The sequence below is a fragment of the Nocardiopsis salina YIM 90010 genome (assembly GCF_000341025.1).
GTDB lineage: Bacteria > Actinomycetota > Actinomycetes > Streptosporangiales > Streptosporangiaceae > Nocardiopsis > Nocardiopsis salina.
In genome coordinates, this window is the sequence record NZ_ANBF01000073.1 from 22,757 (window position 1) to 36,425 (window position 13,669).

The 13,669-nt window shown below is 71.5% G+C and carries 16 protein-coding genes; 13 read left to right on the top strand and 3 right to left on the bottom strand.

Annotated elements, in window-relative coordinates:
- Positions 1 to 88 precede the first annotated feature (88 nt).
- Positions 89 to 397, bottom strand: a complete 309-nt coding sequence (locus tag D474_RS0107310; RefSeq protein ID WP_017612926.1) for a DUF2470 domain-containing protein — start codon at positions 395 to 397, stop codon at positions 89 to 91.
- A 120-nt stretch (positions 398 to 517) separates the two neighbouring features.
- Positions 518 to 1,063, bottom strand: coding sequence for a YceI family protein (locus tag D474_RS0107315; RefSeq protein ID WP_017612927.1), 546 nt, complete (start codon positions 1,061 to 1,063; stop codon positions 518 to 520).
- A gap of 228 nt (positions 1,064 to 1,291) precedes the next feature.
- On the opposite strand from D474_RS0107315, the gene D474_RS0107320 reads away from it, so the two are divergent.
- The 13 genes from D474_RS0107320 (at position 1,292) to D474_RS0107380 (ending at position 11,873) form a co-directional block, all read left to right on the top strand.
- The gene (locus tag D474_RS0107320) at positions 1,292 to 1,750 is read left to right on the top strand and encodes a MarR family winged helix-turn-helix transcriptional regulator (protein ID WP_017612928.1); all 459 of its coding nucleotides are present in this window, start codon (positions 1,292 to 1,294) and stop codon (positions 1,748 to 1,750) included.
- 111 nt (positions 1,751 to 1,861) lie between these two features.
- A complete protein-coding gene (locus D474_RS0107325; protein ID WP_017612929.1) occupies positions 1,862 to 2,584 on the top strand; it encodes an SseB family protein in 723 nt (240 codons plus the stop codon).
- 165 nt (positions 2,585 to 2,749) lie between these two features.
- Positions 2,750 to 3,685 carry a prepilin peptidase gene (locus tag D474_RS0107330; RefSeq protein WP_017612930.1) on the top strand — a complete coding sequence of 312 codons (936 nt, stop codon included), beginning with the start codon at positions 2,750 to 2,752 and terminating at the stop codon, positions 3,683 to 3,685.
- Positions 3,686 to 3,735: 50 nt separating this feature from the next.
- Positions 3,736 to 4,917: a chorismate synthase gene (gene aroC / locus D474_RS0107335; protein ID WP_017612931.1), complete on the top strand. Its 1,182-nt coding sequence runs from the start codon at positions 3,736 to 3,738 to the stop codon at positions 4,915 to 4,917.
- A 79-nt stretch (positions 4,918 to 4,996) separates the two neighbouring features.
- The gene (locus D474_RS0107340; RefSeq protein ID WP_017612932.1) at positions 4,997 to 5,296 is read left to right on the top strand and encodes a VOC family protein; all 300 of its coding nucleotides are present in this window, start codon (positions 4,997 to 4,999) and stop codon (positions 5,294 to 5,296) included.
- 43 nt (positions 5,297 to 5,339) lie between these two features.
- A complete protein-coding gene (locus tag D474_RS0107345; protein WP_239647012.1) occupies positions 5,340 to 5,945 on the top strand; it encodes a GrpB family protein in 606 nt (201 codons plus the stop codon).
- Between the two features lie 298 nt (positions 5,946 to 6,243).
- Entirely contained in the window at positions 6,244 to 6,750 is a 507-nt protein-coding gene (locus D474_RS0107350) for a shikimate kinase (RefSeq protein ID WP_017612934.1), read from the top strand.
- Positions 6,747 to 7,829 carry a 3-dehydroquinate synthase gene (aroB, locus tag D474_RS0107355; RefSeq protein ID WP_017612935.1) on the top strand — a complete coding sequence of 361 codons (1,083 nt, stop codon included), beginning with the start codon at positions 6,747 to 6,749 and terminating at the stop codon, positions 7,827 to 7,829. The genes D474_RS0107350 and aroB overlap by 4 nt, the downstream gene beginning before the upstream one ends.
- Positions 7,830 to 8,037: 208 nt before the next feature.
- Positions 8,038 to 8,601 carry an elongation factor P gene (efp, locus tag D474_RS0107360; protein ID WP_017612936.1) on the top strand — a complete coding sequence of 188 codons (564 nt, stop codon included), beginning with the start codon at positions 8,038 to 8,040 and terminating at the stop codon, positions 8,599 to 8,601.
- Positions 8,601 to 9,014 (top strand): transcription antitermination factor NusB, encoded by a 414-nt coding sequence (nusB, locus tag D474_RS0107365; RefSeq protein ID WP_017612937.1) that lies wholly within the window; start codon positions 8,601 to 8,603, stop codon positions 9,012 to 9,014. The genes efp and nusB overlap by 1 nt, the downstream gene beginning before the upstream one ends.
- Before the next feature lie 48 nt (positions 9,015 to 9,062).
- Positions 9,063 to 9,833, top strand: a complete 771-nt coding sequence (locus D474_RS0107370) for a methyltransferase domain-containing protein (RefSeq protein ID WP_017612938.1) — start codon at positions 9,063 to 9,065, stop codon at positions 9,831 to 9,833.
- Positions 9,834 to 9,923: 90 nt separating this feature from the next.
- Positions 9,924 to 11,210, top strand: a complete 1,287-nt coding sequence (gene dinB, locus D474_RS0107375; protein ID WP_017612939.1) for a DNA polymerase IV — start codon at positions 9,924 to 9,926, stop codon at positions 11,208 to 11,210.
- 243 nt (positions 11,211 to 11,453) lie between these two features.
- Positions 11,454 to 11,873 (top strand): DUF3040 domain-containing protein, encoded by a 420-nt coding sequence (locus tag D474_RS0107380; RefSeq protein WP_017612940.1) that lies wholly within the window; start codon positions 11,454 to 11,456, stop codon positions 11,871 to 11,873.
- Between the two features lie 426 nt (positions 11,874 to 12,299).
- Here the strand turns inward: D474_RS0107380 and D474_RS33210 are convergent, their stop codons facing one another.
- Positions 12,300 to 13,598: a transglutaminase-like domain-containing protein gene (locus D474_RS33210; RefSeq protein ID WP_017612941.1), complete on the bottom strand. Its 1,299-nt coding sequence runs from the start codon at positions 13,596 to 13,598 to the stop codon at positions 12,300 to 12,302.
- Positions 13,599 to 13,669 lie beyond the last annotated feature (71 nt).

A 13,669-nucleotide genomic window follows, 5' to 3' on the forward strand; every position in this document is an offset into this window, starting at 1 on the left:
GCCGGGCCGGGTCCGGGGTCCTTCTCCCGTGTGCGGTAGGACTCCGGCGGGCGGCGCCCGGTTCCCGTGGCGGCGGTCCCGGTGGGGATCAGTGTTCGCCGCGCGGGGTGAGGCCGAGCTCGCGGCAGGCGCGCCGGTACAGGTCGACGACCTCGGCGCGGATCTGCGGGCGTTCGGTCAGCGGCTCCGACCAGGGAACACGTACCTGCCGCTCGGTGGATCCGATGGTGACGGTGTAGTCGCCGCCCTGCCCGTCGAGGCCGGTCATCCGTGCGGAGGTGGCGTCGGGCTCGCCGCCCAGGCCGCGGCAGATGAGGAGCGTGTCCTCCGGGTGGTCGTCGTTCATGTGGGCGGTGACGGCGTCGACGACGTCGGGGGAGAAGGGGTTCGGGGACACGGTTCCTCCTGGCCTGGGAGACTGGAACGCGGACGCAAAGAACGGGTGAGGGCGTGTGTGCCCTCCCCCGTCGACGATATCCGAGCCCGGTGCGCAGCGGCTGCGGGTGATGCGCCGTGCTCAGTCGGCCTGGCGGGTGAATTCGGCGTCGATCTCGATGCTGATGCGGTCGCCGACGACCACGCCGCCACCGTCCATCGGCATCTCGATGTCGACCCCGAACTCCTTGCGGCTGATCTGGGTCGAGGCCGCGAAGCCCGCGCGGTCCAGGCCCCAGGGGTCGACCGTGGAGCCGTTGAACTCGAGGTTCAGCTCGACGGGGCGGGTGTTTCCCTTGATGGTCAGGTCGCCCCTGAGGACGAAGTCCTCACCCTTGGCCTCGACCCCGGTGGAGCGGAAAGTGAACTGGGGGTCGGTGTCGACGTCGAAGAAGTCGGCCGAGCGGATGTGACTGTCCCGATCACCGTTGTCGGTGTTGATCGAGCCGGCGTCGATGGTCGCGTCGACCGAGGCGTGCGCCGGGTCCTCGGGCACGGTCAGGGTCGCATCGAACTTCTCGAATCGCCCGCGCACCTTGCTGACCATCATGTGCCGGACCGAGAACGCGACGATCGAGTGCGCTGCGTCGATGTTCCAGGTGCCGGGCTTCAATTCCTGTGCCGCCATGCTTCTGCTCCCTGTGGATCTCTCGGGGCCGTGGGTCCGGCCCATTTGCTGCTCAGTAACAAGGTACCTTAGAAGTATCTTCCTCAGAAGGGAAGATCTGTGGTGCTCGACACGCACGGGGTTCATTGCGGTGCGGTTGCGGCTCAGCGCCATGCTTCGAGTGCCCTGCGCCGACCGATCTGCACGGATCCAGCACCGGGGGGTCACCGTCGCCGTAGTATCGGAGGCATGGGCAACGGATGGCTCGACGCCGGTGAACAGCAGGTCTGGCGTGCGTTTCTGCGGACCAACGCCTGGATCTACGACGAGCTCGAACACGACCTGCGCGACCGCAGCGACCTGAGCCTCATCGAGTACGGGATCCTCGTGCACCTGTCCGAGGCTCCGTACATGCGCATGCGTATGCGCCACCTGGCCGACAGCGTCATCGTGTCCAAGAGCCGTCTGTCCCACCAGATCGCCCGTCTCGAACGCGACGGCTACGTCTACCGGGAACACTGCGACGACGACCGGCGCGGGTTCTGGGCCGTGCTCACCGAACCCGGGCTCATGGCCCTGGCCCGTGCTGCCCCCGGGCACGCCGACCGCGTCCGCGACCTGCTCTTCGACCGGCTCACCCCTGAGCAGGTCACACAGTTGCGCGGCATTCTTCACGCTCTCGGCGGGGACGTGTCCTCCACGGCCTGAGCCTGGGCCCGCACCCGTTCGATCCCCGTGCCCGCCTGTGCACCGGCACCCGCCGACCGGTTTGCTGTACCGCCCCACCCGGGGCGGTCGTCGACGGTAGAGTCGGGCCCCGTGAGCAGACCATCCATCCTGGGCGCCCAGAACTTCCGCGACGACGACGGCAGCGCCGACCCCGAGGTCGAAGCGCGCCTGCGCGAGCACTCCGAGGGAACGGTCGGTGACCGGCAGGTCCTGACCGCGCTCGGGGCCTCCCGCGTCCTCGTGCCCGTGGTTGCCGACGCGACCGAGACCGCGCAGGGCGCGGGCGGGCTCACCAAGGACAAGAATTCCGAGGTCGCCGTCCCGGTCATGACCGGCCGGGACGGGCGCCGCGGGCTGCTCGCCTTCACCTCCGTCGACGCAGTGCGGCGCTGGCGCCCGGACGCGCGCCCCGTTCCGTTCACCACGCAGGACGCGTGCCGGGCAGTGCTCGACGAGAACGCGGACGCGCTCGTGCTGGACGTGGCCGGCCCGGTGCCCTACACCGTCCAGGGGCGGTTCCTGACGGAGCTCGCCGAACACGGCGTGGTACCCGAACCCCAGGACGACCCGCAGGTGCTGGCGCTGATCTACCGCGTCACACACACCGAGTTCGGTGTCGAGCGCGTGCGGATCCACTCCAGTGACAACGCGGAGATCGGGATCCGCCTCGAGCTCGAGGAACGCGACGACGCCGCTCTGCAGCAATTGGCCCAACGCCTTCGCGACGAGCTCGGCCCAGCCCTGCCCGGGGGCATCGAGCTCAGTGCCGTGGTGCGTGCACGCCGCGAGGGCCCGTCCGCAACCGACGCCTGAACCCCGGCCCGCGCGTCGCGTGCCTGCACACACACGCCGGCAGGCGTCCCACACCGCCCGACGTGCACGGTGTTTCCCCGGGCCGCGTGGGTGCGGGCGCCACGGTCGTCCACAACCCGCGATGAGGTCCTGTTCGCCGAGCGTTCCACGGGGTAGCTTCCGAACATGCTTCTCCCCTCCGAGCTCGCCCCCGTCCCGGACGCCACGACGGTCGCGGTCGCCGTCGTGTTCGGTGCGCTCGGGGTCCTCACCGGCCGTGTCTGCGGGCGCCTCGTGCCCCTGTTCGGGCCCGGCCGCCCCACGCCTGCCCGCCCCGCCCCCGCGGCGCCCCGGTCCGCGGGAACGAGCGACGGCCCCCGCCCGGAACGCCCCGGGACCCTGCCGCCCGAGGACGAGGGCCCGCCTCCACCACGGTGCCCGCGATGCCGCACCGACCTGCCCTTCCCCTCGTTCCTGCCCGCCCTCGCCGGGCCCGGGGCGTGGTGGAGCGGGGCCTGCCCGATCTGCAGTGGCACCGTCACGTCCCACCCCGCGGTCCCGGCCGCCACGGGGCTGCTCTTCGCACTGGCCGCCGGCGCGGCCGTCCACCAGCAGTGGGCGCTCGCAGATCTGCCGCCCGTGCTCTGGCTGGTCGCGTTCGGCGTCCCGCTGTCCGTGGTCGACCTGCGCGTCATGCGCCTGCCCGACCCCGTCGTGGGAGCCGCGTACCCGGTGGCCGCCCTTTTGCTCGCCGCCGCCGTGCTCTGGCCCGCGGGGGCCGGCGTGCAACCCTCCGAGGCCGAGTTGCAACGCGGGGCCGAGGCCCTCGTGAGCATGGTCCTCATCACGGTCCTGTACTGGCTGCTCTGGCGCGTCCAGCCCTCCGGGCTCGGGTTCGGTGACGTCAAACTGGCCGGCATCACCGGCCTGTACACGGGCTGGTCCGCCGGCGCCGTGGGTGCTCTGGCCGCGGCTTTCTGGGCCTTCGCCGCCTTCTCCGCCGTCGGGATGGCCCTGCTCGCCCTGCGCCGCCTCACCCGAAGACAGCCCTTCCCCCTAGGGCCCTTCATGCTCGGCAGCACCTTCCTCACCGTCCTGGCCGGCGCACCCCTCCTGCCCTGAGCAGGGGCCGCGTTCCACTCCGGCGCCCGATCCGTGGGAGGATCATTGCCATGTTGCGTTGGCTGACCGCGGGGGAGTCCCACGGGCCGGCACTCGTCGCGATTCTGGAGGGCCTTCCGGCCGGTGTGTCCGTCACCTCTGACGACATCGCCGCCGCGCTGCTCCGCCGCCGCGCCGGGTACGGCCGGGGTGCCCGGATGAAGTTCGAGAAAGACCAGGTCTCCGTCATCGGAGGCATCCGGCACGGCCGCACGCAGGGCGGACCGGTCGCGATCGAGGTGGGCAACACCGAGTGGCCCAAGTGGGAGAAGGTGATGTCTCCCGATCCCGTGCCCCAGGAGGAGCTGGACGGGATGGCGCGCAACGCGCCCCTGACCCGCCCCCGTCCCGGGCACGCCGACCTCGTCGGGATGCAGAAGTACGGGCACGAGGAGTCCCGGCCGATCCTGGAACGCGCCAGCGCCCGCGAGACCGCAGCACGCGTGGCCGTCGGCGAGGTCGCACGCAGTTTCCTCAAGCAGGCCCTGGGCGTGGAACTGCTCAGCCACGTCGTGTCCATGGGCCCGGTCGCCGTGCCCGAGGACGCCCCCGAGCCGCACCCCGGAGACCTCGCGGCCATCGACGAGGACCCGGTGCGCTGCTTCGACGCCGACACCAGCGCCCGCATGGTCGAGGAGATCGACGACACCAAGAAGGCCGGGGACACCCTCGGCGGTGTGGTCGAGGTGCTCGTCTACGGCCTGCCGCCCGGCCTGGGCAGCCACGTGCACTGGGACCGCCGCCTTGACTCGCGTCTGGCCGGGGCGCTCATGGGCATCCAGGCCATCAAGGGCGTCGAGGTCGGTGACGGGTTCCGCACCGCGGCCCGCCGCGGCTCGCAGGCGCACGACGAGATCGAACCCGGACCGGACGGCGTCCGACGCCGCACCAACCGCGCCGGGGGCGTCGAGGGCGGCATGTCCACCGGCGACGCCCTGCGCGTGCGCGCCGCGATGAAGCCCATCGCGACTGTCCCGCGCGCCCTCGACACCGTCGACACCGAGACCGGCGAGCCCGCTCAGGCCCACCACCAGCGCAGCGACGTCACCGCGGTGCCCGCCTCCGGTGTGGTCGCCGAGGCGATGGTCGCGCTGGTCCTGGCCGAGGCCGTCGTCGAGAAGTTCGGCGGCGACTCCCTGGACGAGACCGCACGCAACGCCCGCTCGTACTTGGACTCGCTCGAGATCCGCTGACGCCCCCGGCCCGCCCGGAACCCCGCGTTCCCGGGCGGGCCGCCCCACCGATCCGGAACCCCGCACCCCCGGAGTCACCGTGCCCCGCGCCCGCGTCTCCCTCGTGGTCCTCTACACCGAACACCTGGAGGAGTGCCGCGCCTTCTACGCGGCCCTGGGCGTGCCCCTGGTTCCGGAGCAGCACGGAACCGGCCCGGAGCACTACGCCGCCGAGCTGGGGAAGACGGTGGTCGAGCTGTATCCGGCCGCAGGACGCCCCACTGGCCGGGCCCGCCTCGGTCTCGACGTCGAGGCCGCCGAGACCGACCCGCCCCTCGCCCCGGGCCGACACCTGCTCACCGACCCGGACGGGCGCACCGTCGACGTGCTCGCCCACTGACGCGGGCCGCCCCGGGTATGCTGGGCCGCCGCGCACGGACACCATGACCGACACCAGGTCGGACGGGGGAGGAACCATGGGCGGGCGGCCCGACCACGGCGACAACAACGAACGCCTGCGCGAGGCGACCGTCGGCGACCTCGAACGCCACGACGACACCGTCGCCCTCGCCGAGTACGACCCCGCCTGGCCCGACCTCTACCTACGCGAGGCCGAACGTATCCGAACGGCCCTGGGCACGTCCGCGCTCGCCGTCCACCACGTCGGCTCCACCTCGGTCCCCGGACTGCCCGCCAAACCCGTGATCGACATCGTCCTGACCGTGTCCGACTCCGCCGACGAGGCCGCCTACGTGCCCGCGCTGAAGGAAGCCGGATACGTGCTGCGCATCCGCGAACCCGACTGGTACGACCACCGGCTCCTCGAAGGGCCGGACACCGACGTCAACCTGCACGTCTTCTCCGAGGGCTGTCCGGAGACCGACGCGATGCTCGCCTTCCGCGACCGTCTGCGGGCCGACGACGCAGAACGCGACCGGTACGCCCGTGCCAAACGCGAGCTCGCCGACCGCCGGTGGCGATACGTACAGGACTACGCCGACGCCAAGAGCGACGTGGTCCGCGGCATTCTCGACGACGACCGGCCCTGACCCCGCCTCCGACGGGGAGCCGTCTCGACCGAACCGGCACCCGCTCTCGTGGGGAGCCGCCCCGGGCCCACACCTGCTCACCGACCCGGACGGGCGCACCGTCGACGTGCTCGCCCACTGACGCGGTCCGGACGCTTGCCCGCACGGGCCGGGCCACCTGCCCGTGTGGGCATAGGATGGGGCCCCACGGACGCGCCCCCAAGTCGCGTCCGTCCCCGTCGGCTGACCGCACGGCCGCTCCCGCGGGACCGGCCCCGACCCATCTCAGTGAGGCAGAAGCGTGGCAAGAGCGATCGCGGTGCTCATCGGCTCCCCGGGCTCGGGCAAGTCCACCGTCGGCGAGGCCCTGGCCCGCCGCATCGGCGCGGACCTGCTGTGCACCGACACCGAGATCGAGAAGCGCGCCGGCAAACCCGTCGGCGACATCTTCGTCGAGGAGGGCGAACCCCACTTCCGCGCGCTGGAGCGCGAGATCGTCGCCGAGGCCCTGCGCTCCTGGGAAGGCGTGATCGCCGTCGGCGGCGGCTCGGTCCTGGACGAGGACACCCGTGCGGACCTGGCCGACCACCACGTGGTCTACCTGCAGGTGGAGTTCGGCGAGGCGGCCAAGCGCGTGGGCATGGACGTGGCCCGCCCCCTGCTCTCCGGCAATCCCCGCACCAAGCTCCGCAAGCTCCTCGACGAGCGCCTGCCCGTCTACGAGGGCCTGGCGACGGTCACGGTGGCCACGACCGGCTACCACCCCGAGGAGATCGTCGACGAGATCGTGCCCACTCTCGACAACGCCGGAAAGGCCGAGCAGTGACCGCCACCCGCATCGGAGTCGGCAAGACCGGAGAACGCTACGACGTCGTGGTCGGGACCGGGGTCCTGTCCGAACTACCCGGCCTGGTGGGCACGGCCGAGAAGGTCGCGCTCATCCACCCCGAGGGCCTGGCCGACCTCGCCGACCGTGTGGCCGCCGCTCTGACCGAGGCCGGACACCGGGTCTTCCCGATGCCCGTGCCCGACGGCGAGGCCGCCAAGACCGTCGACGTGGCCGCGGACCTGTGGTCGCGCCTGGGCGGGCAGAACTTCACCCGAGGCGACGCCGTCGTGGGGCTGGGCGGGGGAGCCGTCACCGACCTGGCCGGTTTCGTCGCCGCCTCCTGGCTGCGCGGGGTCCGTTCGATCCTGGTGCCCACCACACTGCTCGGCATGGTCGACGCCGCCGTCGGGGGCAAGACCGGCATCAACACCCCCGAGGGCAAGAACCTCGTGGGTGCGTTCCACCCGCCCGCGGGTGTGCTCTGCGACCTGGAGACCCTGCGCACCCTGCCCCGCGCCGACTACATCGGTGGCCTGGCCGAGATCATCAAGGCCGGGTTCATCGACGACCCCGCCATCTGCGACCTCGTCGAGGCCGACCCCGAGGGCGCCTGCTCGCCCGACGGTCCGCACACCCGCGAGCTCATCGAACGTGCGATCCGGGTCAAGGCCGACGTGGTCTCCGGCGACCTGCGCGAGAGCGGGCGACGCGAGATCCTCAACTACGGGCACACGCTCGGACACGCGATCGAACGCGCCGAGAACTACACCTTCCGGCACGGATACGCCGTGTCCGTGGGCATGGTCTTCGTCGCCGAACTGGCCCGCCTGGACGGACGCATCGACGAGGGCCTCGTCCGCCGCCACCGCACCCTGTTGTCCTCGGTCGGGCTGCCCGTGTCCTACGATCGCGGCGCCTGGTCCGACCTTCTGGCGACCATGAGCGTGGACAAGAAGACCCGCGGCAACACACTGCGGTTCGTGGTGCTGGACGGCCTCGCCGAACCGGTGATCCTCAGCGGCCCCTCACCCGAGCTGCTCGGTGAGGCCTACAGTGCCGTCGCCTCCGACAGCTGACCCGCGCCCACCCGTCGCCCGCCACCGACCCTCGACGGACGCCTTCGGCGCAGCGGTTGTTCGGGCAACGGACAGTGCCCGCCGAACAGGCCCTAGACTGGAGCTGGGCGAGTTGCGCACGGAGAACACCGCCGCGCCCGCCCCGCCGACCACCGACCGGGCAACCGTCCGGTCCCTACGTGTCACACCCCTTGGAGAGACGACCGAAGTGGCCTCGACGAACGACATCAAGAACGGCACGACCCTGAAGCTCGACCACGGCGTTCTCTGGAACGTCCTGGAGTTCCAGCACGTCAAGCCGGGCAAGGGCGGCGCGTTCGTCCGCACCAAGCTGAAGAACGTCATGACCGGCAAGATCGTCGACAAGACCTTCAACGCCGGCGCCAAGGTCGAGTTCGCCAACGTCGACCGCAGCGAGATGGAGTACCTCTACAACGACGGCGAGGCCTTCATCTTCATGGACACCTCCACCTACGACCAGATCCCGGTCCCGGACACGGTCGTCGGCGACGACAAGAACTTCCTCCTGGAGAACACCAAGGTCACCGTCGCCACCTACGAGGGCAACCCGCTCTACATCGAGCTGCCCCCGGCCGTGGAGCTCGAGATCATCGAGACCGACCCGGGTGTGCAGGGCGACCGTTCCACCGGTGGTACCAAGCCCGCGACCGTCGCGACCGGCGCCACCATCCAGGTCCCGCTGTTCATCACCACCGGTGAGTCCGTCAAGGTCGATACCCGCAACGGCGACTACCTCGGGCGAGTCAACTGATGAGCGGAGCACGGCGCAAGGCACGGCGGCGCGCGGTCGAGGTCCTCTACGAGTCCGAGGTACGCGGTATCTCGGTCGACGACGTCATCGCACGCCGCCGGGCCCAGCCCGAGCCGCCCATCAACGAGTTCACCCAGAGTCTGGCCCGGTCCATCGACGAGCGGCGTGCGCGCATCGACGAGCTGCTCGACACCTACGCCATCGGCTGGACCCTGGAGCGCATGCCGGTCGTGGACCGCAACATCCTGCGGATGGGCGCCTACGAGCTGCTGTGGGACGACGGCATCCCCGACGGGGTGGCCATCGCCGAGGCGGTCGGTGTGGCCAAGGAACTCTCCACCGACGACTCGCCCAGCTTCATCAGCGGGCTCCTGTCGCGGCTCATGGAGAACAAGTCGACGCTCGCGCTCTGAGCCGCCCGCAGCGGACGGTGGACGAGCCCAACCAGTGAGGGGAACCAGGTGACGGACAAGGCCGGCACGACCGCGGGCGGGACGACCGGTCCGGCCCGGGCGGCCAATGCGGCCCGGACCGCAGTGGTGTGGGAAGCCCTGCAGGAGTTGTTGTCCCACCTGGGCGACGGCCCCCTGGAGGTCGTCGACGCCGGTGGTGGCACCGGTGGCGCGGCCGTCCCCCTGGCCGAACTCGGCCACCGGGTCACGGTCGTCGAGCCCAACCCCGACTCCTTGGCCGCGCTGGAGCGCCGCGCGGCCGAGAGCGGTGTGGCCGTGCGCGGTGTCCAGGGGGAGACCCGAGACCTGGCCTCGCTCTTCGAGGAGGGCAGCGCCGACCTGGTTCTGGTGCACAACGTCCTGGAGTACGTGGACGAGCCAGCGGCTGCGCTGCACGACGTCGTCGGCATCACACGTCCGGGCGGTGCCGTCAGTGTCCTGGCCACCAACGCTGTCGCGGGGGCCCTGCACCGGGTTCTGACGGGCCATGTCGCCGAGGCCCACCACCTGCTCGCCGACGCCGACGGGCGGTGGGGCGAGAGCGACCCGATGCCGCGCCGTTTCACGCGCGGTCAGCTCCAGCAGCTGCTCACCGACTCCGGGCTGCACCCCACGAGCGTGCGCGGTGTGCGGGTCTTCGCCGACGTCCTCCCCGGTCAGGCCTGGGAGAGCGACGCCCACACCGGCCAGCACCTGGTCGAGTTGGAACGCACGGTGGCCCAGCATCCCGAACTCGTGGGGATCGCCACTCAGCTGCACGTCATCGCCTCCCGGGACTGACCCGGGAGCAGCCGCACACGGGGAGACGGTGGTGCGCGGGCGGCCCCGCCCCGGGTGGGACAACCGCGCCGACGAGCGTAATCTGAGGTCATGAGCCGACGTCAACTGGAGCGCGGTACCGCACTGCGGGGCAGGGTCTCCGCAGAGGGCATCGTGCCGCTGGGCGCGGACTTCCCCCCGGACGGTTCAGGTCCGGACGCCGACTGCCACATCCTGCACATCGACATGGACGCGTTCTTCGCGAGCGTCGAACGCCTCCGCAACCCCGAAGCGCGGGGAGTCCCCGTCATCGTCGGCGGGACCGGCCCGCGCGGGGTCGTCTCCTCCGCCGACTATCTGGCCCGGCAGAGCGGCGTGCACTCGGCGATGCCGATGGTGCGCGCGATGCGCCTGTGCCCGGAGGCATTGGTCTTCTCGCCCGACGGCAGCGCCTACAAGGAGGCCTCCGAGGCGGTGATGGACATCCTGAGGTCCGTCACGCCACTGGTGCAGCCCCTGTCGCTGGACGAGGCCTTCCTGGACGTCTCCGGGGCACAGCGGCGCCTGGGCGGGCCGGTGCGCATCGCCGCGGCGATCCGCGAGCGGGTTCGCAGGGAACAGCGGCTGACCTGCTCGGTGGGTGTGGCCGCGAACCGGTTCACCGCCAAGCTCGGTTCCACCCACTGCAAGCCCGACGGATTGCTGCTGGTGCCCACCGAGCACGTGCACGGTTTCCTCGACCCCTTGCCCGTGGGCGCCCTGCCCGGGGTGGGGGAGAAGACCGAGCAGGCCCTCACCCGGCTGGGGTTGCGCACCGTCGGCGACCTGGGACGCGTCGAACCCGATCTGCTGCGCCTGGAACTGGGCGACAAGGCCGGCGCCCGCCTGGCCGAGCTCGCCCGCGGCGAGGACCCGAGCCCTGTGACACCCGAGACGCCCGACAAGAGCGTGGGGGCCGAGGAGACCTTCGACAACGACGTCTCCGACACCGAGGAGATCCATCGCGAGTTCCTGAGGCTCTCGGAGAAAGTGGCCCGCCGGATGAGAGCTGCGGGCCTCGTGGGGCGCACGGTGAGCGTGAAACTGCGCCGCGCGGATTTCACCACCATCAACCGCTCACGGACCCTGCAGGAGAGCACCGACGTGGCACGGGAGATCAACACCGTTGCCCGCGAGCTCTACGACGCTGCGGGAATGGAACGGACCCGTCTGCGTTTGATCGGAGTGAGGGTCGAAGGGGTGGAGGCCGCCGAGGGGGCCCACCGCCAGTTGGCCCTCGGGGAGGAGGAAACGGGCTGGCGGGACGTCGAACGGGTGATGGACCGAGTGGCGGACCGGTTCGGGCCCGGAGCGATACAGTCGGCCGTGTTGGCCAAGCGTGACGAAAACGACGTATGATGCGGCAACTTCCGGGCCTTCCGAAGCGTTCTCAGGGTGGGACCGGTAAGGCAGGTAGAAGAGAGGCATGGCAGCCGGTGTTTGCGAAACAGGGCGCGGGTACCGTGATCGTGGTGGGTCAGGTACACACGCAGCTTTTCTTTCCACCATGCGCTATCACATCGTATTCTGGGCATATCACTGATCTAGAGACTGTTCATCAGTACCCGTCCCCCCGAGCGGGGACTGTCGTAGGGAGGCGCCGTGCCGCTCTCTGAACACGAGCAGCGCATGCTCGACCAGATCGAGCGGGCGCTGTATGCCGAGGATCCGAAGTTCGCGAACTCAGTTCGACACACGAACCCCGCGGTCCATTACAAGCGCCGGATCGTCAAGGCCGGCCTCGGGTTCGTCGTCGGGGTCGTCCTGCTGCTGACCGGTCTGCTCCTGGGGGAGATCGTCCTGCAGGTCGGTGTCAGTGTCCTGGGGTTCGTCCTCATGCTGGCCTCCTTCCTGTACGGGGCCAGCGCCTGGCGCAGGGCAGCCGGAGGGGGCGGCGAGGCCGCGATGGTGGCCGAGGAACCCGAGGAGAAGCAGAAGCGCAAGGGCGGCGGTGGCGGCCGTCCCGGGATGATGAACCGCTTCGAGGAGCGGTGGCGCCGTCGTCATGAGGGTGACGAGTAGCTCGAGCAGCTCTCGTCCCGAACCGGCACGGCCTTCGGCACGGTCCCGCCTCCACGCCCAGAGCGCTGCAGTGCCCCGTCCGCGTTCGAGAACCCGCGTTCTCGTCCCCGGACGGGGCACACTTGTGCCCGGCCCCACCGGGGCCCGCCCGTCAGAGACCAGGGGGTCGCGTGCACCGACAACGCCCCCGCAGTCCTCGGGGCATCCGCCAGGACGCTCGGCTCGTGCAGAACCGTGCCCACGGTGCCCCGCAGGTGTCTGGCAGGGGAAGCCCGGGCGCCGCTCCGCCGACTCGTACGCGAGCGCCGACGGGTGTCCGGGGAGCAGCGGAAGCGCCTGAACCGCAACCACGCCAAACGCGCACCCGTCCAGTGCCTCAGGTCCCGCTCCGCCCCGTACAGACCCGCGCCCGCAGCGCCCGGTCTCTCAGGTCGCCGGCAGCGGCGCCGGCCGGGGACGCCGCCACGGCGCGAGCGAACGCGGCAGCAACGCGGCCCGTGTCCGGGCGCCGCGGCCCACTGAGGCCGCCAGGGCCGAGCGCACCGTCCGCAGGTCCTCCCGCATCTGCCCGCCAGCCACGGGGTCGGGCGCGTAGCGCGCCGCTTCCTCGGCCAGCGCCAGGCGCCACAGAGCCCACCGGGCCTCCTCGGGCAACTCCGACCGACCGGCCGTCGCACGCGGGCTCTCCGACAGGTCCCACGCCAGCCCGAGATCCACGTGGGTGTCGCGCACCTCGCGCCAGGCCGCGTGCGCGGCCTGAGCAGGGGCACCGGGCAGTGCCGAACGGCGTGCGGTGCGTACCCATGCCCGCGCCAGGGCGGGCAGCGCCAGCAGGGCCGACGCCGCCAGCACACCGCCCGCGTAGGGCAGCCACGACAGGTCCGGGCCTCCCTCGGAACCCTGTCCACCGCCGACCGCCCCGGAACCGGGGTCCTCCTCCGACTCGGGCGCCGCGCTCTCCTCGTCCGGTTCCTGCGTCTCCTCCGCGTCGGGCCCGTCGGTCGGGGACGGCGACTCATCGGGCGAGGGCGACGGGGACTCCTCGTCCCGCTCACCGGTTCCGGAAGGATCGGCATGCTCGGGCACCGAGGCCGACCCCTGGCCGTTCCCGTCGGCGGGCGTGGGCTCGAACCGCACCCAGCCCGCGCCCTCGAAGTACAGTTCCGGCCACGCGTGGGCGTCCGCGGACGAGACCACCCACCGGTCGCCGTCGGTGCGCTCGCCCTGGGTGTATCCGACCGCCACCCGTGCGGGGATGTCGGCCTGGCGCGCCATGAGTGCCATGGCCCCCGCGAACTGCTCGCAGTAACCGATCCGGTCCTCGAACAGGAAGTGCGCCAGCGGATCGTTGCCCTCCGGCACCTGCGGGGGCTGCAGCGAGTACGTGAAGTCGTCGAAGTGCCCCTGCAGCGCCACCGCCGCCTCGTACGGTGAGCCGGCGTCCTCCGTCACCCGGTCGGTCAGCTCCTGTACCTGCGGGTCCACGTCCTGGGGGACGTCCAGGTGGTCCGAGGCCAACGAGCGCGGTCGCCCGGCATCGGCGAGCTCCTCCGCGGTGGGCTCGTCCACGTTGCTCTCCACGGTGAAACTCAGCCCCGTGGGCGGGTTCCCGGTCGTGAAGAACGTGTGGGTGTCCGGGTCCAGGTGCCACTGGCCGCCCACGTCCACCGACCGCGCCCAGTAGGGCAGGGGCAAGAAGTCCGGCCGGGGCGCCGACGAGCTCATCGACACCTGCGTGGTCGTGGCCGGCCCAGCAGTCTCCGAGGACCACCCCGCCGGCAGGGGGAGGGCCTCGC